General features: G+C 70.0%; 21 protein-coding genes and 1 tRNA gene. 12 read left to right on the top strand and 10 right to left on the bottom strand.

The genetic code is table 11. The annotated features are described in order from the left end of the window. Window positions 1–56: 56 nt before the first annotated feature. Window positions 57–365, bottom strand: a complete 309-nt coding sequence (locus ACIBVP_RS11765) for an oxidoreductase (protein WP_396106411.1) — start codon at window positions 363–365, stop codon at window positions 57–59. Between the two features lie 139 nt (window positions 366–504). Between ACIBVP_RS11765 and lpdA the strand changes: the two genes are divergently transcribed. The 4 genes from lpdA to lipB all read left to right on the top strand — a co-directional run bounded on the left by lpdA (window position 505) and on the right by lipB (window position 5,386). Beyond that, window positions 505–1,875 (top strand): dihydrolipoyl dehydrogenase, encoded by a 1,371-nt coding sequence (lpdA, locus tag ACIBVP_RS11760; protein ID WP_396106040.1) that lies wholly within the window; start codon window positions 505–507, stop codon window positions 1,873–1,875. 65 nt (window positions 1,876–1,940) lie between these two features. Beyond that, window positions 1,941–3,659, top strand: coding sequence for a 2-oxoglutarate dehydrogenase, E2 component, dihydrolipoamide succinyltransferase (gene sucB, locus ACIBVP_RS11755; protein ID WP_396106039.1), 1,719 nt, complete (start codon window positions 1,941–1,943; stop codon window positions 3,657–3,659). Window positions 3,660–3,731: 72 nt separating this feature from the next. Continuing rightward, window positions 3,732–4,616: a TIGR01777 family oxidoreductase gene (locus ACIBVP_RS11750; RefSeq protein WP_396106038.1), complete on the top strand. Its 885-nt coding sequence runs from the start codon at window positions 3,732–3,734 to the stop codon at window positions 4,614–4,616. 41 nt (window positions 4,617–4,657) lie between these two features. Next, window positions 4,658–5,386 (top strand): lipoyl(octanoyl) transferase LipB, encoded by a 729-nt coding sequence (lipB, locus tag ACIBVP_RS11745; RefSeq protein WP_396106037.1) that lies wholly within the window; start codon window positions 4,658–4,660, stop codon window positions 5,384–5,386. Here lipB and ACIBVP_RS11740 read toward each other — a convergent pair. Continuing rightward, complete coding sequence (locus ACIBVP_RS11740; RefSeq protein WP_396106036.1) at window positions 5,361–6,002, bottom strand: TetR/AcrR family transcriptional regulator; 642 nt, start codon at window positions 6,000–6,002, stop codon at window positions 5,361–5,363. The genes lipB and ACIBVP_RS11740 overlap by 26 nt on opposite strands. Before the next feature lie 126 nt (window positions 6,003–6,128). Here ACIBVP_RS11740 and ACIBVP_RS11735 point away from each other — a divergent pair, with 126 nt between their 5' ends. After that, complete coding sequence (locus tag ACIBVP_RS11735) at window positions 6,129–6,587, top strand: hypothetical protein (protein ID WP_396106035.1); 459 nt, start codon at window positions 6,129–6,131, stop codon at window positions 6,585–6,587. 224 nt (window positions 6,588–6,811) lie between these two features. Here the strand turns inward: ACIBVP_RS11735 and ACIBVP_RS11730 are convergent, their stop codons facing one another. Then, complete coding sequence (locus tag ACIBVP_RS11730; RefSeq protein ID WP_396106034.1) at window positions 6,812–9,292, bottom strand: M14 family zinc carboxypeptidase; 2,481 nt, start codon at window positions 9,290–9,292, stop codon at window positions 6,812–6,814. Between the two features lie 131 nt (window positions 9,293–9,423). Between ACIBVP_RS11730 and lipA the strand changes: the two genes are divergently transcribed. Then, window positions 9,424–10,431, top strand: a complete 1,008-nt coding sequence (gene lipA, locus ACIBVP_RS11725; protein WP_396106033.1) for a lipoyl synthase — start codon at window positions 9,424–9,426, stop codon at window positions 10,429–10,431. 103 nt (window positions 10,432–10,534) lie between these two features. After that, window positions 10,535–11,209 (top strand): DedA family protein, encoded by a 675-nt coding sequence (locus ACIBVP_RS11720; protein WP_396106032.1) that lies wholly within the window; start codon window positions 10,535–10,537, stop codon window positions 11,207–11,209. An 18-nt stretch (window positions 11,210–11,227) separates the two neighbouring features. Here ACIBVP_RS11720 and ACIBVP_RS11715 read toward each other — a convergent pair whose 3' ends face one another. The 4 genes from ACIBVP_RS11715 to ACIBVP_RS11700 form a co-directional block, all read right to left on the bottom strand. After that, window positions 11,228–11,761 (bottom strand): 2'-5' RNA ligase family protein, encoded by a 534-nt coding sequence (locus ACIBVP_RS11715; RefSeq protein ID WP_396106031.1) that lies wholly within the window; start codon window positions 11,759–11,761, stop codon window positions 11,228–11,230. A 24-nt stretch (window positions 11,762–11,785) separates the two neighbouring features. Beyond that, a complete protein-coding gene (locus ACIBVP_RS11710) occupies window positions 11,786–11,995 on the bottom strand; it encodes a KTSC domain-containing protein (RefSeq protein WP_396106030.1) in 210 nt (69 codons plus the stop codon). A gap of 198 nt (window positions 11,996–12,193) precedes the next feature. Then, a complete protein-coding gene (locus ACIBVP_RS11705; RefSeq protein ID WP_396106028.1) occupies window positions 12,194–13,252 on the bottom strand; it encodes a hypothetical protein in 1,059 nt (352 codons plus the stop codon). Beyond that, window positions 13,252–13,752 carry a SigE family RNA polymerase sigma factor gene (locus ACIBVP_RS11700; protein ID WP_396106027.1) on the bottom strand — a complete coding sequence of 167 codons (501 nt, stop codon included), beginning with the start codon at window positions 13,750–13,752 and terminating at the stop codon, window positions 13,252–13,254. The genes ACIBVP_RS11705 and ACIBVP_RS11700 overlap by 1 nt, the downstream gene beginning before the upstream one ends. A 155-nt stretch (window positions 13,753–13,907) precedes the next feature. On the opposite strand from ACIBVP_RS11700, the gene ACIBVP_RS11695 reads away from it, so the two are divergent. Beyond that, entirely contained in the window at window positions 13,908–14,360 is a 453-nt protein-coding gene (locus ACIBVP_RS11695) for a hypothetical protein (RefSeq protein WP_396106026.1), read from the top strand. A gap of 170 nt (window positions 14,361–14,530) precedes the next feature. Here the strand turns inward: ACIBVP_RS11695 and ACIBVP_RS11690 are convergent. The 3 genes from ACIBVP_RS11690 to ACIBVP_RS11680 all read right to left on the bottom strand — a co-directional run bounded on the left by ACIBVP_RS11690 (window position 14,531) and on the right by ACIBVP_RS11680 (window position 15,569). Further along, window positions 14,531–14,602 (bottom strand) — tRNA-Val (locus tag ACIBVP_RS11690). Window positions 14,603–14,633: 31 nt separating this feature from the next. Next, on the bottom strand, window positions 14,634–15,083 hold the full coding sequence (locus tag ACIBVP_RS11685) for a peroxiredoxin (protein WP_396106025.1): 450 nt from the start codon (window positions 15,081–15,083) through the stop codon (window positions 14,634–14,636). 54 nt (window positions 15,084–15,137) lie between these two features. After that, entirely contained in the window at window positions 15,138–15,569 is a 432-nt protein-coding gene (locus ACIBVP_RS11680) for a DUF3052 domain-containing protein (protein ID WP_396106024.1), read from the bottom strand. A 229-nt stretch (window positions 15,570–15,798) separates the two neighbouring features. Between ACIBVP_RS11680 and aceE the strand changes: the two genes are divergently transcribed. From aceE to ACIBVP_RS11660, 4 genes are all read left to right on the top strand, one after another. Next, entirely contained in the window at window positions 15,799–18,573 is a 2,775-nt protein-coding gene (aceE, locus tag ACIBVP_RS11675) for a pyruvate dehydrogenase (acetyl-transferring), homodimeric type (protein WP_396106023.1), read from the top strand. 691 nt (window positions 18,574–19,264) lie between these two features. Then, window positions 19,265–20,431, top strand: coding sequence for a PucR family transcriptional regulator (locus tag ACIBVP_RS11670; protein WP_396106022.1), 1,167 nt, complete (start codon window positions 19,265–19,267; stop codon window positions 20,429–20,431). 103 nt (window positions 20,432–20,534) lie between these two features. Continuing rightward, entirely contained in the window at window positions 20,535–21,494 is a 960-nt protein-coding gene (locus ACIBVP_RS11665; RefSeq protein ID WP_396106021.1) for an ACP S-malonyltransferase, read from the top strand. A 7-nt stretch (window positions 21,495–21,501) separates the two neighbouring features. Beyond that, window positions 21,502–22,476, top strand: coding sequence for a beta-ketoacyl-ACP synthase III (locus ACIBVP_RS11660; RefSeq protein ID WP_396106020.1), 975 nt, complete (start codon window positions 21,502–21,504; stop codon window positions 22,474–22,476). The last annotated feature ends 110 nt before the right edge of the window (window positions 22,477–22,586 follow it).

The raw sequence follows: 22,586 nt of genomic DNA, 5'->3' as shown, positions 1-22,586 counted from the left end.
TGCGCGTCAGCCTGTCAGAAGACCCCGTTCTTGGGGAGCCCGCAAAAGGAGGCTGATCAGCTGCTCTGGCGCTTCTGACGCTCCTGGTACTCCCGCATCCGCTTCGGGTACCCCACCCGCTCCACCTCGTACAGCGGCATCGACCGCTTGCGCGCGAACTGCCGGGCGGCGTCCACGTCGGCGATGCGGCGCCGCGTCCACTCGCCGTCGTGCGCGACCAGCAGAACAGTGGTTTCAGTCACATGCGTGCGCGGTTCCACGTACGCCTCGACACCTGTCCGGGACGACGCCCATTCGTCCAGGTGCGAGGTGTCCGCCTTACTGGCGCTCCGAACCTGCCCAGCACTCTTCTTCCGGCGGAACATCCCCACAGTGGGTACCTCCGATACGTGAACTTCGTCCCCTTCATTGTGCCTGTGCGGCCACCTCGCAAGCCTGCCGCACGTAGTGACAAGATGATGTGTGGTGTGCCCATAAGGCGCTGACCGGCCCCGAGGAGAACCTGTGACTGATACTTCCGCTGACCTCGTGATCCTGGGTGGCGGTTCGGGCGGCTACGCCTGCGCCTTCCGCGCGGCCGAGCTCGGCATGTCCGTGATCCTGGTCGAGAAGGACAAGCTCGGTGGCACCTGCCTGCACCGCGGGTGTATCCCCACGAAGGCGCTGCTGCACGCCGCGGAGGTCGCGGACCTCGCGCGCGAGGGCGACCAGTTCGGGGTGAAGTCCTCCCTCGAGGGCATCGACATCGCGGGCGTCAACTCCTACAAGGACGGCATCGTCGGCGGCCTGTACAAGGGCCTGCAGGGGCTCGCGAAGGCCAACAAGGTCCAGATCGTCGAGGGCTCCGGCACGTTCGTCGGGCAGAACACCGTCGAGGTGAACGGTCAGCGGTACACCGGCAAGAACGTCGTGCTCGCCACCGGGTCGTACGCGAAGACGCTCCCCGGGCTGGAGATCGGCGGCCGGATCATCACCAGCGACCAGGCCGTGCACCTGGACTACATCCCCCAGAGCGTGGTCGTGCTCGGCGGCGGCGTGATCGGCGTCGAGTTCGCGAGCGTGTGGGCGTCGTTCGGCGCGGACGTCACGATCGTCGAGGCGCTGCCCCGGCTCGTGCCGCTCGAGGACGAGTGGGCGTCCAAGCAGCTGGAGCGCGCGTTCCGCAAGCGCGGCATCAAGTACAAGACCGGCGTGAAGTTCACCGGCGCGGAGCAGAGCGACAACGCCGTGACCGTGTCGCTGGAGTCCGGCGAGACCATCGAGGCGGACACGCTCCTGGTCGCCGTCGGCCGCGGCCCCAACAGCGCGGGCCACGGCTACGAGGAGGCCGGGGTGAACATGGAGCGCGGCTTCGTCCTCACGGACGAGCGCCTGCGCACCAACCTCGACGGCGTCTACGCGGTCGGCGACCTGGTGCCGGGCCTGCAGCTCGCGCACCGCGGCTTCGCGCACGGCATCTTCGTCGCGGAGGAGATCGCGGGCCAGAACCCGCGGCCGGTCGAGGAGGCCGGGATCCCGCGCGTGACGTACTGCAAGCCGGAGGTCGCGTCCGTCGGACTGACCGAGGCGCAGGCGAAGGAGCGCTTCGGCGGCGCGCAGACCTACACCTACGCGCTGAGCGGCAACGGCAAGTCCCAGATCCTGAAGACCGCGGGCGGCGTGAAGCTCGTGAAGGCGCCGGACGGTCCGGTCGTCGGGATCACCATGGTCGGCGAGCGGGTCGGCGAGCTTGTCGGCGAGGCGCAGTTGATCTACAACTGGGAGGCGTACCCCGAGGACGTCGCACCGCTCATCCACGCCCACCCCACCCAGACCGAGGCGCTCGGCGAGGCGTTCCTCGCCTTGGCAGGCAAGCCGCTGCACGTGCACTCCTGAGCGGAGCTCGCGGAGCGAACATCACTGCAGGGCCAGCACAATCAGTTCAAGGAGTCAGCGAAACCATGGCGTTCTCCGTCCAGATGCCGGCGCTCGGCGAGAGTGTCACCGAGGGCACTGTCACCCGGTGGCTCAAGCAGGTGGGCGACACCGTAGCGGTCGACGAGCCGCTGCTCGAGGTGTCCACCGACAAGGTCGACACCGAGATCCCGTCCCCCGCGGCAGGCGTGCTGCAGAAGATCGTCGCCGAGGAGGACGAGACCGTCGAGGTCGGCGCCGAGCTGGCCGTCATCGGCGACTCCGCGGACGGCGCGGGTGACTCCGGCGACTCGGGTGACACCCAGGCCGCCGAGCCGGAGGCAGAGCCCGAGTCCGAGCCCGAGCCGGAACCCGAGCCGCAGCAGGAGGCGGCGCCCGCGCAAGCCTCCGGTGACTCCGGCGGTTCCGCCGAGGGCACCCCGGTCACCATGCCCGCGCTCGGCGAGAGCGTCACCGAGGGCACCGTCACCCGGTGGCTCAAGCAGGTCGGCGACACCGTGGCGGTCGACGAGCCGCTGCTCGAGGTGTCCACCGACAAGGTCGACACCGAGATCCCGTCGCCGGTGGCGGGCACCGTGCTGGAGATCACCGCGGCCGAGGACGAGACCGTCGAGGTCGGCGGGCAGCTCGCGATCGTCGGCTCGGGCAGCGCGGCGCCCAAGCAGGAAGCCCCGAAGCAGGAGGCTCCCAAGCAGGAGGCCCCGAAGCCGGAACCCAAGCCGGAGCCGAAGCCCGAGCCCGCCCCCGCGCCCAGGCAGGAGGCGCCCAAGCCCGCACCGAAGCCGCAGCCCGCGCCCGCCGCGGCCGACAACGGCGCGCGTGGCGACGGCCCGTACGTGACGCCGCTGGTGCGCAAGCTCGCCGCCGAGCACGACGTCGACCTGTCGTCGGTCAAGGGCAGCGGCGTCGGTGGCCGCATCCGCAAGCAGGACGTGCTGGCCGCCGCCGAGGCCGCGAAGACGCCCGCGCCCGCCGCACCGGCTCCGGCCGCGGCAAAGGCCGCCCCGGCGCCGTCCGCGGACCTGCGCGGCAAGACCGAGAAGATGTCGCGCCTTCGCCAGACGGTGTCGCGGCGCATGGTCGAGTCGCTGCAGACCGCGGCGCAGCTGACCCAGGTGGTCGAGGTCGACGTGACCAAGATCGCCAGGCTGCGTTCGCGGGCCAAGAACGCGTTCCAGCAGCGCGAGGGCGTGAAGCTCACGTTCCTGCCGTTCTTCGCGAAGGCCACGGTCGAGGCGCTCAAGCAGCACCCGAAGCTGAACGCGTCGATCAACGACGAGACCAAGGAGGTGACCTACCACGGCGCCGAGCACCTCGGCATCGCGGTGGACACCGAGCGCGGTCTGCTCACCCCCGCCATCCACAACGCGGGTGACCTCTCCGTCGCCGGTCTCGCGCACAAGATCGCCGACCTCGCCGAGCGCACCAGGGCGAACAAGGTCACGCCGGACGAGCTGTTCGGCGCCACGTTCAACCTGACCAACCTGGGCAGCCAGGGCGCGCTGTGGGACACCCCGATCATCCAGCTGCCGCAGGTGGCGATCCTGGGTGTCGGCCTGGTCGTGAAGCGCCCGGTCGTGATCACCGACGACGAGGGCAACGACACGATCGCCATCCGCTCGATGATCTACCTGGCGCTGACCTACGACCACCGCCTGGTGGACGGCGCCGACGCGGGCCGGTTCCTGACGACGATCAAGAACCGCCTGGAGGAAGGCAACTTCGAGGGCGAACTCGGTTTGTGAGCGGAGCTTGCGGAGCGAACCGATGACGCTGGGAGACCCGAACGGCCGCTCGGAGCCTGCGAGGAGCGGTCTGTGAAGGTCGTCGTCGCCGGTGCGTCCGGCCTGATCGGCACCGCGCTCGTCACCGAGCTGCGGGAGGCAGGCCACGACGTGCTGCGGCTCGTCCGGCGCACCGCGAAGCGCGCCGACGAACGTTCGTGGGACCCGCCGGCCGGGCGCATCGACGACGATGCCCTGGCCGGCGCGGACGCCGTGGTGAACCTGTGCGGCGCGCCCATCGCGGGCGGCCGCTGGAGCCACGCCCGGCGGCAGCTGCTGGTCAACAGCCGGGTCGAGCCGACCGAGGTGCTGGCCGCGGCCGTCGCGGAGCGGGGCGTCCCGGTGCTGGTGAACGCGTCCGCGGCCGGTTACTACGGCGACAAGGGCGACCAGGTCGTCGAGGAGTCCGCGCCACGCGGCAGCGGGTTCCTCGCCGACCTGTGCGGCCGGTGGGAGGCCGCGACCGAACGCGCGGCCGATGCGGGCGCCCGAGTGGTGCGGCTGCGGACCGGGCACGTGCTGGCCCGGCGCGGCGGCCTCGTCGGCATGCTCAAGCCGCTGTTCAAGCTCGCGCTCGGCGGGAAGCTGGGCAACGGGCGGCAGTACATGCCGTGGATCCACGTGGCCGACCAGACTGCCGCGATCCGGTACCTCGTCGAGCACGACTCCGTGTCCGGCGCGGTGAACGTGTGCTCCCCCAACCCGGTCACCAACACCGAGTTCACCGCCGCGTTCGGCCGTGCCACGCGACGCCCGGCGCCGTGGTTCGTGCCGTCGCCCGCGATCCGGCTGGCGGCCGGTGACAGCGACGGGGAGATCCTCTACAGCCAGCGCATGGTGCCGGCGGTGCTGGCGCACAACGGTTTCACGCACCGCCATGTGGATCTCGACGAGACCCTGTCGTCGCTGCTCCAGTAGCGCTCTCCCGTGTCGCGAGTGGACGGCGTAGGGTCGGGTTCGTGACTTCCTGTCGCGCGTCTGGCGCTCCTGTGCATGTCCGTGAGCTGGGCACGATCGACTACCTCGAGGCGTGGCAGCTGCAACGCGAGGTGGCGACGGCTCGTGCCGACGAGACCGGGCCGGACACGCTCCTGCTGCTGGAGCACCCGTCGGTGTACACGGCGGGCAAGCGCACCGAGCCCGACGAGCGGCCCGACGACGGCACCCCGGTCGTCGACGTCGACCGCGGCGGCAAGATCACGTGGCACGGTCCCGGGCAGCTGGTCGGCTACCCGATCGTGAAGCTCGCCGACCCGGTGGACGTCGTGCAGTACGTGCGCCGCGTCGAGCAGGCGCTGATCGCCGTGTGCGACGAGCTGGGCGTGCACACCGGCCGCGTCGAGGGCCGCAGCGGCGTGTGGCTGCCGGGCAGTGACAGCCAGTGGGAACGCAAGATCGCCGCCATCGGCATCCGGGTGCAGCGGGGCGTCACCATGCACGGCTTCGAGATCAACTGCAACGCCGACCTGGCCGCGTTCGACCGGATCGTGCCGTGCGGCATCCGGGACGCGGGTGTGACGTCGCTGTCGAAGGAACTGGGCCGCACGGTGACCGTCGACGAGGTGGCGCCGCTCGCGGAGAAGTGCGTCCAGGCGGCCCTGGAGGGCACCCTCGAGATCGAGGACCGCTGGCTGCCGAGGTGGACGCCGTCGAGCCCAGGCGTCAGCTTCGAGCTGGCGCAGCGGTAGGCGGCTCCCCCGCGCCCGTGGGCAGGGCGGCCCGTCGCATGCCCGCCATGACGGCGGTGACGGTCTTCGTCACGTCGGCCGCCGTCTTCTTCGGGTCCGACGCGCTCGCGATGGCCTCCGCGCCCGCCTGCAGTGCGCCGAACAGGACGCGGGCGGTCACCTCGACCGGCAGCTTCTCGATCTCCCCGGAGGAGATCAGCGACTCGACGGTGGCGCGCACGAGCCCGTAGCTGAAGCGCTCCTCGGCCTCCCGCCAGCGCTCCCAGCCCATGACGACCGGCGCCTCGTGGATGACGATCCGCTGGTAGGCCGGTTCCAGGCACACGCCGACGTAGGCGTGGATGCCCGCCATGGCCCGGGCCCACGCCGACCCGTCACCGTCGACCACCGTCGCGAGCTTCGCGATGGCCGCCGTCTCGACCTGGTCGAAGGCGGCCTCGAACAGCGCCTGCTTGCCGCTGAAGTGGTGGTAGAGCGCGCCCTTGGTCACCCGGGCGTTCTTGACGATCGTGTCGAGGGACGTGGCCGCGTAGCCACGCTTCGTGAAGAGCTGAAGGGCCGAGTCGACCAGGGCCTGCCTGGTGGATTCGGTGTAGTCGACGCGCCTGGACCGCATTGTCACCACGCTCACAACGTTACGACACATAGGGGCCACATACCGGTGGTACGTTGATGTTGTTCGACCATACCGGCGGTATGTCGAAAACCGACGGTATGACCACGATCACGCAGGGGGCAAACCATGGGCTGGCAGGACTTCTACGCCCGCAGAGACGCACTGAACGCGGCCATCGAATCCGGTGAGCTGCGCACGAGCGACGCCTTCCCCGACGAGCACGAACTGCTGCTCGCACTCCACCACCGCTGGACCCAGCGGCTCACGGCCCGCGTGGAACTGGCAGAACTCTCCGACGAGGACCCGGTGGACGCGGTAGGCGCGGCGTGGCGCCGGACAGCGGAAGAAAACCAGGCCCTCCGGGCCCTCCTGGACGCACACGCGGACACCGCGTCCCTCCGCGCACTCGTCGACGCCGAACACCGCGCACTGGCCCACGCCGCGGGCCTGACAGAACGAGGCGACTCCCCAACGGAAGAAGCAGCCATCGGCGCGGCCTTCGTGGCACTACAACGCACCACCCCACACCCCGCACGCCGCAACCCGGTGGAACGCCTACTCCGCCGCCTGGCCCCCAGCGCCTAACCCCGCGAGTCGCGCCCCAAAACACCGCGAGTCGCGCCCCAGAACACCGCGAGTCGCGCGCCCAGACGCACCGAGTTGTACGTTTCGTGCAGCCCGCCTCGCCGCGGATGTGCACGAAACGTACAACTCGGTATGGGCGAGCGCGCGACTCGCGGTGGTTGTGAACGCGACTCGCGGTGGTTGAGAACGCGACTCGCGGTGGTTGAGAGCGCGACTCGCGGGGTTTAGCGGGTGGTGGTCCAGTAGATGGCGGTGGCTACCTGGGCGAACAGGCCCTTCGGGTGGGCGCGGAACATCGGTTCCGTGCCGAACATCAGGATCCGGGCGCCCTTCGCCTCGCCCGAGACCACCGCGGCCTGGCCGCCGGCCTCCTGCGGGCCGCCCGAGCCGTTCTCGTTCGGCAGCCAGTGGCCCGCGACCAGCGGGTTGCCCGGCGCGTACCGCTGCTCGACGCGGACCCCGGCACCGAGGTGCACGAACCACTGTGGCGAGTACACGAACGACTGCGGCGTCGACCCCGTCAGCACCGAGGCGCCCGAGTTGTCCACGTCCACGATCCCGTTCGCGTCCCCGCGCCCCGGCACCGCCGTCACCGGCAGCAGCCCGGCATCGGCGTTGAACCGCGAGCCCGTCGCACCGCGCGTGACCACACCGCCGCGCGCGAACAACGCGTCCACCCGCGCCTTCGCCGCGGGCACGAGCTGGTCGTACCGCAGGCCGGACGACACCATCAGCACGTCGACGCCCGACAGGTCGTACCCGGCGTTGAGCGTCGCCGTCGACACCGGACGCACGTCGAAGCCCATCTCCCGCAACGCGAACAGCTCGTCGGCGGACACCGCGGCCGCGACCGTCACGTGCCGCAACGGGCTCCCCTGCCCGCCGCTCGCCGCGGTGAACCGCACGCCGTACCGGTCCGCGACCTCACGGGCGGCCGCCCGCGACGCCCCGGGCACGACGATCGTCCCGTCGGCCAGCCGCCGCAGCTCGACACCGCGCCCGAGCAGGTCGTTCACCGCGCTCGCGTCCTTGCCGTCGAGCACCCGCAGCGCGAGGTCCCGGCCCGGAGCCGCGGCCACGCCACCGGTCGGCGACGCGGCCACCACGTCCCGCGACGGCACCCGCACCTGCCCGTGGCGCACGATGTCCACCGAGGCGCCCCACAGCAGGCGGTGGCTCCAGCCCGCGATGTCGTACATCTGGGGAGCGTCGTTCGACAGGTCCTTGCCCGCCTCCAGCATGGCGTTGGCCAGAGCCCGCTTCGGCTGGTGCATGTCCACGAGGTACGAACCCGCCGGGTAGCTCCGCCCGCCCAGCGAGAACGGCCGCGTCGCCTGCCGCACCCGCACGTCGTGGTCGACGAGCAGGTCCACCAGCCGTGCCGCCGCCGGCGCCGACCGCTGCCCGGAACCGGCCGGGATCACGTACGCGCGCGGGAACTCCGTGGTGAACCGGTCCTCCGGTCCGAAGCCCGGCACGAACCCGTCGGGGAGGTACCGCTGCGCCTCACCGGCCGCGCCACGCCGGAAGATCTCGATCTGGTTGTCCACCAGCTCGTCGCGGTGCCGGTACAGGTACGACAGCGTGGTCTTCATGGTCGCCTCGGACACGTCGGTGTTGATCGCCGACCGCCGCCGCAGCTCCTCGACCGGCAGCTGGTCGTAGGCGGCGTTGTTGACCCGCAGCGGGATCTCGATCGTGTACGACACGGCACCGTGGTACATCGCGTACTGCGCGGTGAAGATCGGCGGCCAGCCGTCCCACTCACCCGGCGGCAGGTCGCGGAACGGCACCACGACGTCCTGTGCCTCCGGGTAGCCGAGGCCCTGCACGGCCTTCTCCATCTCCAGGCCGCCCGCGTAGCCGTGCCTGATGTAGAGGTCGAAGTCGTAGTTCTGGCCGTGCGGCGGACCGGTCGGCTCGATCAGCGTGCCCGAGACGTACCCGTGCTCGTCCAGCATGATCACCGGCTGCGTGTCGATGATCATGTCCCGCATGGCGCGGTTCTCCGGCTGCGTGTTCGTCACGAAGTCGCGGTTCATGTCGAACCCGGCGGAGTTCGCGCGGGTGCCGGCCACCCGGCCGTCGGGGTTCGCGGTGACGTTGAAGTAGACGCGGCTGGTGGCGAGCAGGCGCTTGGCAGCCGGGTCGTCCGTGGTCGCCAGGTACTCGATCTGGCGCAGGGCCGCGTCGGTGCCCTCCCACTCGTTGCCGTGGATGTTGTTGTTGATCCACACCGGCGCCTTGTAGCCGCGCTCCAGGCCCTTGTCGCGGGCCGCGCGGACCGGGTCGTTCTCGATGAGCGCCCGCCAGGCGTCCTGTTGCCGGGTCTCCATCGCCGTCTCCGGCGCGGTCAGTGTCACCAGGTACAGGTCACGGCCGAGCCCGGTCTGGCCGACGACCTCGACGGAGATCCGGTCGCTGCGGGCCTGCAACGCGTTCAGCTCGGGCGCGATCGCGTGGTACGGCGTGAGCCCGAGCTTGATCGACTTGTCCGTGGTGTCCTCGGGGTACACCCGCAGCTGTGTCTTGCGCGGGTAGCCCTGGCGGACGCCGGCCTTGTTCTCACCGAGCGGCCCGGCGGCGCGCTTGGCCGCCGCCGGACCGGCCGCGGCCACCTCGTTGCGTTCCGGCCCGTTGCCGTAGTCACGCCCCGGCACCTGGACCGGTGCCGCGGCCGCGGGTGCGGCAGTGAGGGATGTCACTGCCAGCGCCGCGGTGGTCAGTGCGAGGAGAACTCTTCGTTTGACATGCACGAACTGCCTCCAGAAGTCACAGGGTCGGCCGTGTCTAGCGGCCACGATCGGAGCCAGTCAAGGGGCGTAACCTGAACGTCGTGACGATCGCTCCCGAAGGTCGAAAACTGCTGCGTCTCGAGGTCCGCAACAGCCAGACGCCGATCGAGAAGAAGCCGGCGTGGATCAAGACGCGCGCCAAGATGGGCCCCGAGTACACCGAGCTGAAGGGCCTCGTGCGCCGCGAGGGCCTGCACACTGTGTGCGAGGAGGCGGGCTGTCCCAACATCTACGAGTGCTGGGAGGACCGCGAGGCCACGTTCCTCATCGGCGGCGAGCAGTGCACCCGGCGCTGCGACTTCTGCCAGATCGACACGGGCAGGCCCGCCGAGCTGGACCGCACGGAGCCGCGCAAGGTCGCGGAGTCGGTCCAGGCGATGGGCCTGCGGTACGCGACGGTCACCGGCGTCGCCCGCGACGACCTGGCGGACGGCGGCGCATGGCTGTACGCCGAGACCGTCCGGCAGATCCACACGCTCAACCCCGGCACCGGCGTCGAGCTGCTGATCCCCGACTTCAACGCCGACCCCGACCAGCTGGCCGAGGTGTTCGGGTCGCGGCCGGAGGTGCTCGCGCACAACCTGGAGACGGTGCCGCGGATCTTCAAGCGCATCCGGCCCGCGTTCCGCTACGAGCGGTCGCTCGAGGTCATCACGAAGGCCCGCGAGGAGGGCCTGGTCACGAAGTCGAACCTGATCCTGGGCATGGGCGAGACCCCGGACGAGGTCACGGCGGCGCTGCGGGACCTGCACGACGCGGGCTGCGACATCATCACCATCACCCAGTACCTGCGCCCGTCCCTGCGCCACCACCCGGTCGACCGGTGGGTGAAGCCGGAGGAGTTCCTCGTGCACAAGGAGACCGCCGAGGCGATCGGCTTCGCCGGGGTCATGGCGGGCCCGCTGGTGCGGTCGTCCTACCGGGCCGGCCGCCTGTACGCGCAGGCCATCGCGCACCGCGGCGAGGAAGTCCCGGAGGCGCTGCGCCACCTCGCGGAAGCCGGACCGGCCTCCCAGGAGATCTCATCAGTCCTGAGTAGGCACTCATAAGTCAGCTCCTGGGTTGATGTCAGGGGGAACCCGGATGTGATTTCCTCGGTCCTAGTGCCAAACTTGGCGCGCCCGGGGGAAGACCATCTGAGGGGAGCAGATCGTGGCATTGGTGACCGACGTCCTGGAGTGGTTGCAGGCATTGCCGCAACCCGCGCTGGTGGGGGCCACGGGGGCGCTGGTCTTCGCGGAGTGCACGATCGGCCTCGGGTTCATCGCACCGGGTGAGGGCGGTCTGCTGATCGCGGCCACCACGGTCGATTCGGTGTCGCGCTTCATCGTGCTGTGGGCCGTCGTCACGGTCGCGGCGGGCATCGGCGACTCGATCGGCTACGCCATCGGCCGCCGTTTTGGCCCGGCCCTGCGCGAGACGAAGGTCGTCCAGAAGTACGGCGCCGAGGGTTGGGACAAGGCCACCGACATCCTGCGCCGCAGAGGCGCGTGGGCGGTGTTCTTCGCGCGCTTCCTGCCGGTGGTCCGCACACTGACACCCGCGGCCGCGGGCACCTCAGGTCTGGCGTACCGCAAGTTCCTGCCCGCGGTGGTCGCGGGTGCGGCCTGTTGGTCTGCCATGCACATCGCGATCGGCGCCGCGTTGGGCGAGGCTGCGAAACGCATCGAGGGGTTCATCAGCACCGGTGGCCTGGTCCTGGTGGGCGGCCTCGTCGTGGCTCTGCTCATCACGATGACCATCCGCAAGCGCCGCAAGAAGGCCCGCGCGGCAGCGGTCACGGTCGCCCCGGGTGACGCGGACCCGGAACTGGAGCCCGCTGGCTGACGTTCCCGGCCGGCGCCGTCAACCCGCAGGACGCGGCGCCGCGAGGCTGAGTTCGGCGACCATCCCCCACGAGCCAGGGGCGTCGGTCCCCTCGAGCACCCATACTCGGTCGACCGGCGCGTGGACCGGCAGGTGCGGCGGCAGCTCGTCGGCGGCCGCCCGCATGCCCGCCGGATCGGTGTGACCGACGGTCAGGTGCGGAATCGAGTCGCCCCACTGACCGCCGTACGGCGGGTGGTCGGGGAACGCGCGCCAGACGGCGGCGGTCATGTCCCGGAACGGCCGGTCGGGTTCCGGCGCCAGCCACACCACGTCGTCACCGAACCACTCGACCCGCGCGAACTCGCACTCGAAGGCGGACACGTCGGTCAGCGCGGCCGCCAGCAGTTCGAGCGTGTCGGCGCCGACCGGCGGCGGAACGAACGGGTAGACCACGGTCACGTGCGCGGGCACGCCCCACGCGGCGGCCCGGTCCATCCGCTGCCGGTACTCCCCGACGAGCGGGTCGAGACTCGGAAACGGCACGATGACCGCGCTCTCGGTGGGTTGCATGCGATCAGCTCACGACGTACTCGGTCAGACCTTGCGGAAGTCGTAGGTGGCCTTGATCTTCTGGTTGTAGTACCGCCCGACGCTGTCCGCGCTGATCAGGGCGAAGTACTCGCGCGCGGGCACGTCGAGGTACTGGTACACGGCGCCGCCCTCGACTTCCACCTCCAGCACGCGCCGCTTCTTGTCGTACCCCACGGACACCACCGCAGAAGACTGGACCCGCTGGCGGTACATGCCGCCACGCTACCGCCCATCACCCTCGCGGGTGATCCTCTCGGAGGGCGGTAACACACCGTCACCGCCCTCCGATCCCCCCAATGGAGCATGGTGGACCGAGGCCCGCGGCAACCGAGCATCAGGATCCCTTCACACCCCGCACAGATCGTTCCCAGTAACGATCAGGATCCCTGCTCGGCGCCGCGGTCGCCTCCATCACTTCGCGGGCAGCACCAGACCGTTCGCGATGGCGTACAGGTCGGCCGCGGGAACCTTGCCCGCGACGAGAATCGGGGTGTCGCCGACCGCGTCGAGGATCCACAGGGACCGGTAGCCACGCTCGTCGGCGATGAGCGTCTCGTGCCCCTGTACGGGCTTCCCCGCGGTGCCCTGTGGCCCGTTCACGACCGACGTGCTGACCGTGACCGAACCTTCGGAAGCGGCGCACGTGCCGACCGCGTAGCTCGTGTCGGCCGACCCGCTGGGGGACGACGACTTGAGCGACTTCTCGACGCCGAAAGTGCACATCCGCATGCCGTCCGGCAGCGCGCCGAGCCCGAACGACGGGGTGACCTTCGTGGTGCCGGGGAAAGTGATGTTCTCGGCGATGTTCCTGCCGATGTCGACCAACTGCTGCGCGTCCGCCGTGCCACCGTTCTCGGGACCGACGCCCACGTACATCGACCCGGCCTCGGGGTGCTCGAAGTACACCTCGTAGCCGGCGGGGCCGCCCGGGTTGGCGCTCTCGACACCGCGCTTCCCGTTGATGGTGACAGGGTTGCCGGGGCCGGACTTGAACGCCGCGTTCTCGACCGGCGACATCTTGACTTCCTGGACGTCGACCATGATCTTCTTGCCGCCGACGTCGACGGAGAGCATGTACTCACCGCCGTAGATCGGTGTGTGCGGGTCCTCGGCGGTGGCTCCGGTGTTGATCCGGTGCACGTAGTACTCGACGTCACCGGACGGCAGCCACCCGAGGGTGTAGGGCATCGTCAGGTCGGCGATGGCCGGGGCGGCCGGGGCGGTGGCGGTGACCTCGCCGGACGTGGGTGCGGCGGCCTGCATACCGTCGTCACCCGCGGACCGGTTCAGCACCACGACGGCGGCCGCCGCGAGGGTCACCGCGACGACCCCGGCCGCGACCGCGAGCGGCCTGCTGATCGCGCGCTTGCGGTCGATCCGCTCCCGCGCGGTAGCCAGCACGGTGTCACTGTCGGGCGCGACGTGCTCGTGCGCCGTGAACGTGTCTTTGATCAACTTCTCGATCTCCATCAGCTCTCCATGGCCTCGGCCACCAACTCGATGGCAAGGCCGTTCCGCAATGTCGTCAGAGCCCGGTGGGCGTGGGCACGCACGGTCGCCTGGGCACAGCCGAGCAGGTCGGCGATCTCGGCGTCGGCCAGTTGCTCGTAGTACCGCAGCACCACCACGGCCCGCTGGCGCCGAGGCAACCTCGCGAGCCGCTGCCACATGTCCTCACGCACGGCGTGGTCCGACGCGAAGTCGTCGGGCCGCACCGCGTCGGGCAGCTCGGCCGCGGTGACCAGCCGCGCCGCTCTGCTCCGCCGCCAGGACAGGTAGCCGTTGGTGGTCATCCGCAGGACGTAGCGGTCCGGGTGGTCGGCGTCGCTGATCCGCGACCACCGCCGGTAGACCTTGACCAGCACGTCCTGCACCAGGTCAGCAGCCTGCTCCCGCTCCCCGGTGAGCATCGTCGCGTAACGCAGCAGCCGTGGCAGCTGCGCCCGGACGAACTCCTCGTAATCAGCCATCACTGGGAAAGACTCCGCGGGGCGACGTTCTGTTTACACCCCGGCGCGGCAATGTTCGTGGACAGAAAGTGGCCACACCGCTCCGCGAGGTGCAACACCCCCAAGATCCACGCCGACGCGTGGATCAACACCAGTCGCCCTCGAAGGACAGGACCATGACCGGCTACCCAACGCACCCGCATCCGGCTCCTCCATCGCACCGCCCAACCGCGTTCAGCCGGTTCGCCATCCCGGTCGCGATGATGTCCGTAGCCGTCGTCGCAGTCATCATCGCGACCGCGACCGCGGGCAGACAGATGGACGGCATCCCGCAAGCGTCGACCACACCGCTGCAGGCGGCACACGACCACTGCATGGTCGGAGATCTCGTCGACAGCGGCCACACGCTCGTCATTGACATGCGCGGCGAGGAACTCTCGTCGGGTTTCCTGTCCTTCTCCGAGGTCAGCTGCCTCCTCGACTACCTGGAAACCCCGGACAGCGTGATGACACAGATGAACTCGACCCGAGCCCTGGACGGCATGCAGGACGCGACGTGGAGCGGGTTGAACGCGACCTGGACCTACCACCCGGACGACGGCCTGGACATCATCATCACAGACAACTGACCGACGAGCATCGATCGCGGAAGATGCGACCGTCACCGAATCCTCGACGCACGCACGCTGGGTCCGCCACCAACCGCGCCGTGGGGGTTTGGGGGGCTCGGCCCCCCAACACCACGACGACCGACCCGGCGCAGGTGCCGAAGGCACCAAGCAGGGTGAGGCGGAGGGAGTGGGCGCAGCAGGGATCGAACCTGCGACCGCTCGGGTGTAAACCGAGTGCTCTTCCGCTGAGCTATACGCCCCTGGTGGCCGGGCGCGAACCCGGCCGGACGGTCACAGACTCGCGACCGCCTTCTTCCACGCTTCCTGGTCCCGGGCCTCCCCGGGCTGGTTCACCTCGGCGAACCGCACGACACCGTCGGTGTCGATGAGGAACGTGCCGCGGTTGGCCATGCCCGCCTTCTCGTTGAAGACGCCGTACTGCTGCGCGACGGCGCCGTGCGGCCAGAAGTCGGACAGCAGCGGGAACTGGTAGCCCTCCTGCTCGGCCCACTTCTTCAGGCTGAACGGGGTGTCGACGGACACCCCGAGCACCTGGACGCTGTCGAACGACGAGAAGTCGTCGCGGAGCTGGCACAGCTCGCCGGTGCAGATGCCGCTGAAGGCGAACGGGTAGAAGACCAGCAGCACCGGCTTCTGCCCGAGGTACGACGACAGCGACACGTCCTGCTTGTTGTAGTCCTTGAGCGTGAACTCCGGCGCCTTGCCACCGACGTCGACCACCGAGCTGCCACCTCCGAAGCGAGCGAACCATGCCGCAGGACAGCCTAACGAAGCTCAGCGTTTGGTCTTCGCCGACTTGGGGGACACGAGTCTGGTGGCCGACCAGTCGCCGCCGACGCTGACGCTCGACGTCTGGGCGAGGCCCGCCGTGGGCACCGCCTCGGCGATCTCGCTCGGCTCGACGTGCCCGTCCCGGCCGGTCTTGGGCGTCAGGACCCAGATCACGCCGTTGTCGGCGAGCGGTCCCATGGCGTCCATCAGGGCGTCCACCAGGTCACCGTCGTCTTCGCGCCACCACAGCAGGACGACGTCGACGACCTCGTCGGCATCCTCGTCCAGCAGGTCGCTGCCGATCTGTTCCTCGATGGCGGCTCGGGCGCCGTCGTCGACGTCCTCGTCCCACCCGAGTTCCTGGACGACCATCCCCGGCTCGATCCCGAGCCTCTCGGCGACGCCAGCCTTCCCGGCGTCTCCCGCGGCGACCACGGCTTCTCACTCCTCCTCGAACGCCACCGCGGTGGCCGAAGTGGCCGACCGCGAATCGGTATTGGGACAGCGAACACTGACCTTGCCCTACCGCGCAACCACCCACGCCGGGTTTGCCCTGTACGGACCATCCCAAAACTGGCCGTTACTCGTCGGTAAGGATGACCTGAGCGCCCATTGAGACGACGATGGCAGAGTTAGCCCCATGAGCGCAGGCACTGGAGACCCCTTGGCTACGCAGAACAGCGAAAACAGCAGGAAACAGCCCGAGCGGGTCCGGGTCATCCGCGACGGTCTCGCGGCACACCTCCCGGACATCGATCCGGACGAGACGAGCGAGTGGCTCGAGTCGTTCGACGCGATGCTCGCGTCGGGAGGCCAGCAGCGTGCGCGCTACCTGATGCTTCGCCTGCTCGAACGGGCCCGCGAGAGCCGGGTCGGCGTACCGTCACTGACCAGCACGGACTACGTGAACTCGATCCCCACCGACAAGGAACCGTGGTTCCCCGGTGACGAGGAGACAGAGCGCCGTTACCGTGCGTGGGTCCGCTGGAACGCGGCGATGACCGTGCACCGCGCGCAGCGGCCCGGCGTCGGCGTCGGCGGCCACATCTCGACCTACGCGTCCTCGGCGACGCTCTACGAGGTCGGCTTCAACTGGTTCTTCCGCGGCAAGGACCATCCCGGAGGAGGGGACCAGGTCTTCTTCCAGGGCCACGCCTCCCCCGGCATGTACGCGCGCGCCTTCCTCGAGGGCCGCCTGTCCGCCGACCAGCTCGACGGCTTCCGGCAGGAGTACTCCCACGGCGGTCCGGGCGCCGGCCTGCCGTCGTACCCGCACCCCCGGCTGATGCCGGACTTCTGGGAGTACCCGACCGTGTCCATGGGCCTCGGCCCGATGAACGCGATCTACCAGGCGCGGTTCAACCGCTACCTGCACGCGCGCGGCATCAAGGACACCTCCGACCAGCGCGTGTGGGCGTTCCTCGGTGACGGCGAGATGGACGAGCCGGAGTCGCGCGGCCTGGTGCACGTGGCCGCGAACGAGGGCCTCGACAACCTGACGTTCGTCATCAACTGCAACCTGCAGCGCCTCGACGGCCCGGTCCGCGGCAACGGCAAGATCATCCAGGAGCTGGAGTCGTTCTTCCGCGGTGCGGGCTGGAACGTCATCAAGGTCATCTGGGGCCGCGAGTGGGACGCGCTGCTGCACGCCGACCGTGACGGTGCCCTCATCAATCTGATGAACACCACCCCGGACGGCGACTACCAGACGTACAAGGCCAACGACGGCGCGTTCGTGCGCGAGCACTTCTTCGGGCGGGACCCCCGCACGAAGGAGCTGGTCACGCCGATGAGCGACCAGGAGATCTGGAACCTCAAGCGCGGCGGCCACGACTACCGCAAGGTCTACGCCGCCTACCAGGCCGCCGTCGAGCACCACGGTCAGCCCACGGTGATCCTCGCCAAGACGATCAAGGGCTACAACCTCGGGCCGCACTTCGAGGGTCGCAACGCGACCCACCAGATGAAGAAGATGACGCTCGACGACCTGAAGAACTTCCGCGACACGCTGCGGATCCCCCTCTCCGACCAGGAGCTGGAGACCGACCCGTACCTGCCGCCGTACTACCACCCCGGCCCGGACTCGCCGGAGATCCAGTACCTGCTGGAGCGGCGCCGCCAGCTCGGCGGGTTCGTGCCGGAACGCCGCAAGAAGGCCAAGACGCTGGTGCTGCCCGGCGACAAGGTCTACGACGTGGTGCGCAAGGGGTCGGGCAAGCAGGAGGTCGCCACCACGATGGCGTTCGTGCGCCTGGTCCGCGACCTCGCCAAGGACAAGGAGATCGGGCCGCGGCTCGTGCCGATCATCCCGGACGAGGCGCGCACGTTCGGCATGGACTCGATGTTCCCGACGCAGAAGATCTACAACCCGCTCGGCCAGCTGTACACGTCGGTCGACGCGTCGCTGATGCTGTCCTACAAGGAGAGCGAGAGCGGCCAGATCCTGCACGAGGGCATCAACGAGGCCGGTTCGACCGCGTCGTTCACCGCGGCGGGCACGTCGTACGCCACGCACGGCGAGCCGATGATCCCGATCTACATCTTCTACTCGATGTTCGGCTTCCAGCGCACCGGCGACGGCCTGTGGGCGGCCGCGGACCAGATGGCCCGCGGTTTCGTCCTCGGCGCCACCGCGGGCCGCACGACGCTGACCGGTGAGGGCCTGCAGCACAACGACGGCCACTCACTGCTGCTGGCCGCGACGAACCCGGCCGTCATCGCCTACGACGCCGCCTGGTCGTTCGAGATCGCGCACATCGTCAAGGACGGCCTGCGGCGCATGTACGGCGAGCAGGCAGAGGACGTCTTCTACTACCTCACCATCTACAACGAGCCGTACGTCCAGGCCCCGGAGCCGGAGAACCTCGACGTCGAAGGCCTGCTGCGCGGCCTCTACCGGTACCAGAAGGCGCAGGAGGGTGACGGCCCCCACGCCAACATCCTCGTCTCGGGCGTCGCCATGCCGTGGGCACTGGCCGCCCAGCGGAAACTCGACGAGGAATGGGGCGTCTACGCCGACGTGTGGTCGGCGACGTCGTGGAGCGAACTGCGCCGCGACGCCGTCGAGATCGACCGGCACAACTTCCTGCACCCGGAAGCCGAACCCCGCAAGCCGTACGTGACCTCCGTCCTGGAGAACGCGAACGGCCCGGTCGTGGCGGTGTCCGACTGGATGCGTGCCGTGCCCGACCTCATCCGCCCCTGGGTCCCCGGCGAGATGCTGACACTCGGTACCGACGGGTTCGGCTTCTCCGACACCCGACCGGCCGCACGCCGCCACTTCCTCGTCGACACCGAATCGATCGTCGTCGGCGTCCTCGCGGCCCTGGCCAAGGCCGGTGAGCTGGACCAGAACAAGGTCGTCGAAGCAGCACGCCGGTACCGCATCGACGACATCACGGCCGCCGGCCCGCAAACGTCCGACCCGGGCGTCGCCTGACTCTAGGTAACCCCCTGACCTGCGCTGATGAACAATTAGCACGATCGGGGGACAGCAGTGGCGTCCCCTCCCCGGACCCTCCATAGTGGAGCTACCGGTGGGGACCGGGGAGAGGCCCCGCCCGGCGAAGCCGGGCGGGGCTGTTCGGTGTCCGGAGGCCACCTTCCCGCCGCTTCGCCTCAGTGTCTGCCGGGGGGCCGAGCCCCCCGAACCCCCCACGGTGCGGACGGTTCCCGACCCAGCGTGGTTACGCCCACCCCAGCGCCCTGAAAGACGCTTTGATCAAGCTCGGCCATGCACAAGGCGGCCCGCTTCGCGGGCCCGCGAAGCGGGGCAACACCCCGTGCACAAGCCGGGCGCCAGCCCACAAAGACGGCCTGCCTGCCCTCCCGTCGACCTGGCGAAGCCCGATCACACCGGGTCAAGGGGCCTGCCCGAAGCACCCCGTGCACAAACACCGGCCCCTTGACGCGGTGTGATAGCCCGGAGGGAGGACGACGGGAGGGCAGGCAGAACCCATCCATGCCAAATCTCAACAAGCCCGAATCGTGAGGCCCCTCCCCGAGACTTGCCCGTCCGGCGAGGACCCCCCGGAGGGCAGACCCCATCCATGCCAAACCACAACACGCCCGAACCGGAGGAGCCGCGCACGACGAAACAGAAACCCGAACAGAATCGCTACGCTCACAACATGGTCAAGGTGTCGCAGGAAACGCTTGCGGCCCTCGACCGCGCCTCCGGGAAGCTCGCCTCAGCCGCCCTCGCGTCCATGGACGAACAGTTCCCCTGGTTCGGCCGCATGCCCGCCGACCAGCGCGCCTCCGTCCAACTCATCGCCCAGACCGGCGCCGCGGGCTTCACCGCCTACCTCCGCGACCAGGGCGACGCCATCCGGCTCACCGCCGACGCCTTCCGGCAGGCCCCCCGCGACCTCTCCCGCTGGATCTCCCTGCGGCAAACCGTCGAACTCGTCCGCGTCGCCGTCCACGTCATCGAACGCGAGGTCCCCGACCTCGCCGCCAACGACGACGAACGGCACGTCCTCACCGAAGCCGTCCTCCGCTACGGCCGGGAAGTCGCCTTCACCTCCGCCATGTCCTACGCCACCGCCGCGGAAACCCGCGGCGCCTGGGACGCCCGCCTCGAAGCCTCCGTCGTCGACGCCATCGTCCGCGGCGACGCCGAGGAATCCCTCCTCTCCCGCGCCGCCGCCCTCGGCTGGGACCTCGACGAACCCGCCACCGTCCTCGTCGGCAACTCGCCCTCCGACGACCCGCCCACCGTGCTCTACGAGGTCCGCAGCCGCGCCGCCCGCGCCGGCCGGCCCGTTCTCCTCGGCGTGCAGGGCTCACGGCTGATCGTCGTCCTCGCCGGGGACACCGACCAACCCCGGGTGCTGGAGAAGATGACCGCCTCCTTCGGCGACGGTCCCGTCGTCGCCGGGCCCACCGTCGCGACCATCGCCGACGCGCACCGGTCGTCCGTCGAGGCACTGTCCGGGCTGCGTGCCGTCGTCGCATGGCCCTCCGCGCCCCGGCCAGTGCGGTCCACCGACCTGCTGCCCGAACGGGCGCTCGCCGGGGACCCCGAGGCCGAGTGGCAGCTCATCGACCAGATCGCCCGGCCGCTCGAGGAAGCGGGCGGGGCGCTGCTCGAAACCGTCGAGACCTACCTGGAGGTCGGCGGCGTGCTGGAGACCTGCGCGCGGCTGCTGTTCGTCCACCCGAACACCGTCCGGTACCGGCTGCGGAAGGCCACGGAGATCACCGGGCACAACGCGAACCTCCCTCGCGACGCGCTCGTGCTTCGCATCGCACTTGCCGTCGGCAGGCTGTCGCGGGCACGCGGTCTGTGGTAGGGACCTACTACGGATCGCCCCTCCAGGCCGTTCACGCCGCGGTAACCTTTGTAGGGTTCCTACAACTCGGCCAGCTCGACTTGGTCCGTGTCAGCATGCCGTCATGGCCGGTCCAGCGTGTTCCCTTGAATACGTGCTCGCTCTCCTCGCCCCCGGTCAGGGCTCACAGACACCCGGCATGCTCTCCCCCTGGCTCGAGGTGGAGGGCACCCGCGAGCGGCTCACCGCGTGGTCCGAACTCGCCGGCCTCGACCTGGTCGAGCTCGGCACCGTCGCGGACGCCGACGCCATCAAGGACACGTCCGTCACCCAGCCGCTCGTCGTCGCCGCGTCGCTGCTGGCCTACGAGGTGCTCGCCGCCCGGATCACGCTGCCCGACGACGTGGTCGTCGCGGGGCACTCCGTCGGCGAACTGGCCGCCGCCGCCGTCGCGGGTGTGCTGACCAGCGACGACGCGGTCGCGCTCGCCGCCGTCCGCGGCCGGGAGATGGCCGCCGCGTGCGACCTCGCGCCGACCGGGATGGCCGCGGTCATGGGTGGGGAACCGGACGACGTCGTCGCCTGGCTCGCGGAGCACGACCTCACCGCCGCCAACATGAACGGGGCGGGCCAGATCGTCGCCGCCGGGCCGATCGCGGGCATCGACGCGGTCGTCGCCGAGAAGCCGGACTTCGTGAAGAAGGTCATCAAGCTCAAGGTCGCGGGAGCGTTCCACACGAGCTACATGGCGACCGCGCAGGAGGCGCTCCGGGGCAGGGCCAAGGACGTCGACGTCACCGACCCGGCCCGCACGCTGTTGTCGAACGCCGACGGCGCCCGCGTCACCGACGGCGCCGAGGTGCTCGAACGGCTCGTGAACCAGGTCACGCTCCCGGTCCGCTGGGACCTGTGCATGGCCACGATGAAGGAGCTGGGCGTGCACGCCACCGCCGAGCTGCCACCCGCCGGAGCGCTGACCGGCCTCGCCAAGCGCGAGTTCAGCGGGATCACCACCACCGCGCTCAAGACCCCGGACGACCTGGCGAAGGTGACCGCCGCGCTCACCACCGCCGACGAGGAGTGACCTCCACATGACCGCACTGCGGAGCGCGTCAGGCGTTCCCGGCACCCGCATCCTCGGCATCGGCAGCGCCCAGCCGGAACGCGTCGTCACCAACGACGACCTGTCCAAGATCATGGACACCAACGACGAATGGATCCGCGAACGCGTCGGCATCGCGGAGCGGCGCTTCGGCTCCGAGAAGGACACCGTCGTCAGCATGGCCGTCGAAGCCGGGTCGAAGGCCATCGCCGCGGCCGGGCTCTCGCCGTCCGACCTCGACACCGTGATCGTCGCCAACTGCACGGCCACCGCGCCGATCCCGAACGCCGCCGCGCAGGTCGCCGACCTCATCGGTATCAAGGCCGCCGGCGGGTTCGACCTCAACGCCGCGTGCGCGGGCTTCTGCTACGCGCTCGGCGTCGCCTCCGACCTCGTCCGCTCGGGCTCGTCGGGACGTGTGCTGGTGATCGGCTCGGAGAAGCTGACCGACGTGGTCGACCCGCTCGACCGGTCCACCGCGATCATCTTCGCCGACGCTGCGGGCGCCGCGGTCGTCGGTCCGTCCGACGAGCCGGGCATCGGGCCGGTCGCGTGGGGCACCGCGGGCGACCTCGTCGACATGATCGGCATGACCGAGCAGGCGAAGATCTACCAGGAGGGCCAGTCGGTGTACCGCTGGGCCACGTCGAAGATCGCGCCGATCGCCATGCGGGCGCTCGAACTGGCCGGGGTGGCGCCCAAGGACGTGGACGTGCTGATCCCGCACCAGGCCAACCTGCGGATCGTCGAGGCGATCGCGAAGAGGCTCCGGAAGGAGGGCGCGCGGGAGGACATGGTCGTCGCCGACGACATCGTCACCTCCGGCAACACCTCGTCCGCGTCCATCCCGTTGGCGATGGACCACATGCGTGCCGCGGGCCGGATCCACTCCGGGGACACCGCGCTGCTCGTCGGGTTCGGCGCGGGACTGTCCTACGCCGGGCAGGTCGTGGTCTGCCCGTAATCTTCACCAGCACAACGGCACTTCGGGGAGCTTGCGACCCGAACAGACAAACACTTCGGGGAGCTTGCGACCCGAACAGACAACACTTCCGGGCCGACCGGTCCGGGCCA

Origin of the sequence: Actinophytocola sp. NPDC049390, from assembly GCF_044466355.1 — a bacterium.
Lineage (GTDB): Bacteria > Actinomycetota > Actinomycetes > Mycobacteriales > Pseudonocardiaceae > Actinophytocola.
The sequence above is the reverse complement of the archived record's forward strand: the minus strand, read 5'-3'. Positions and strand labels throughout refer to the sequence as shown.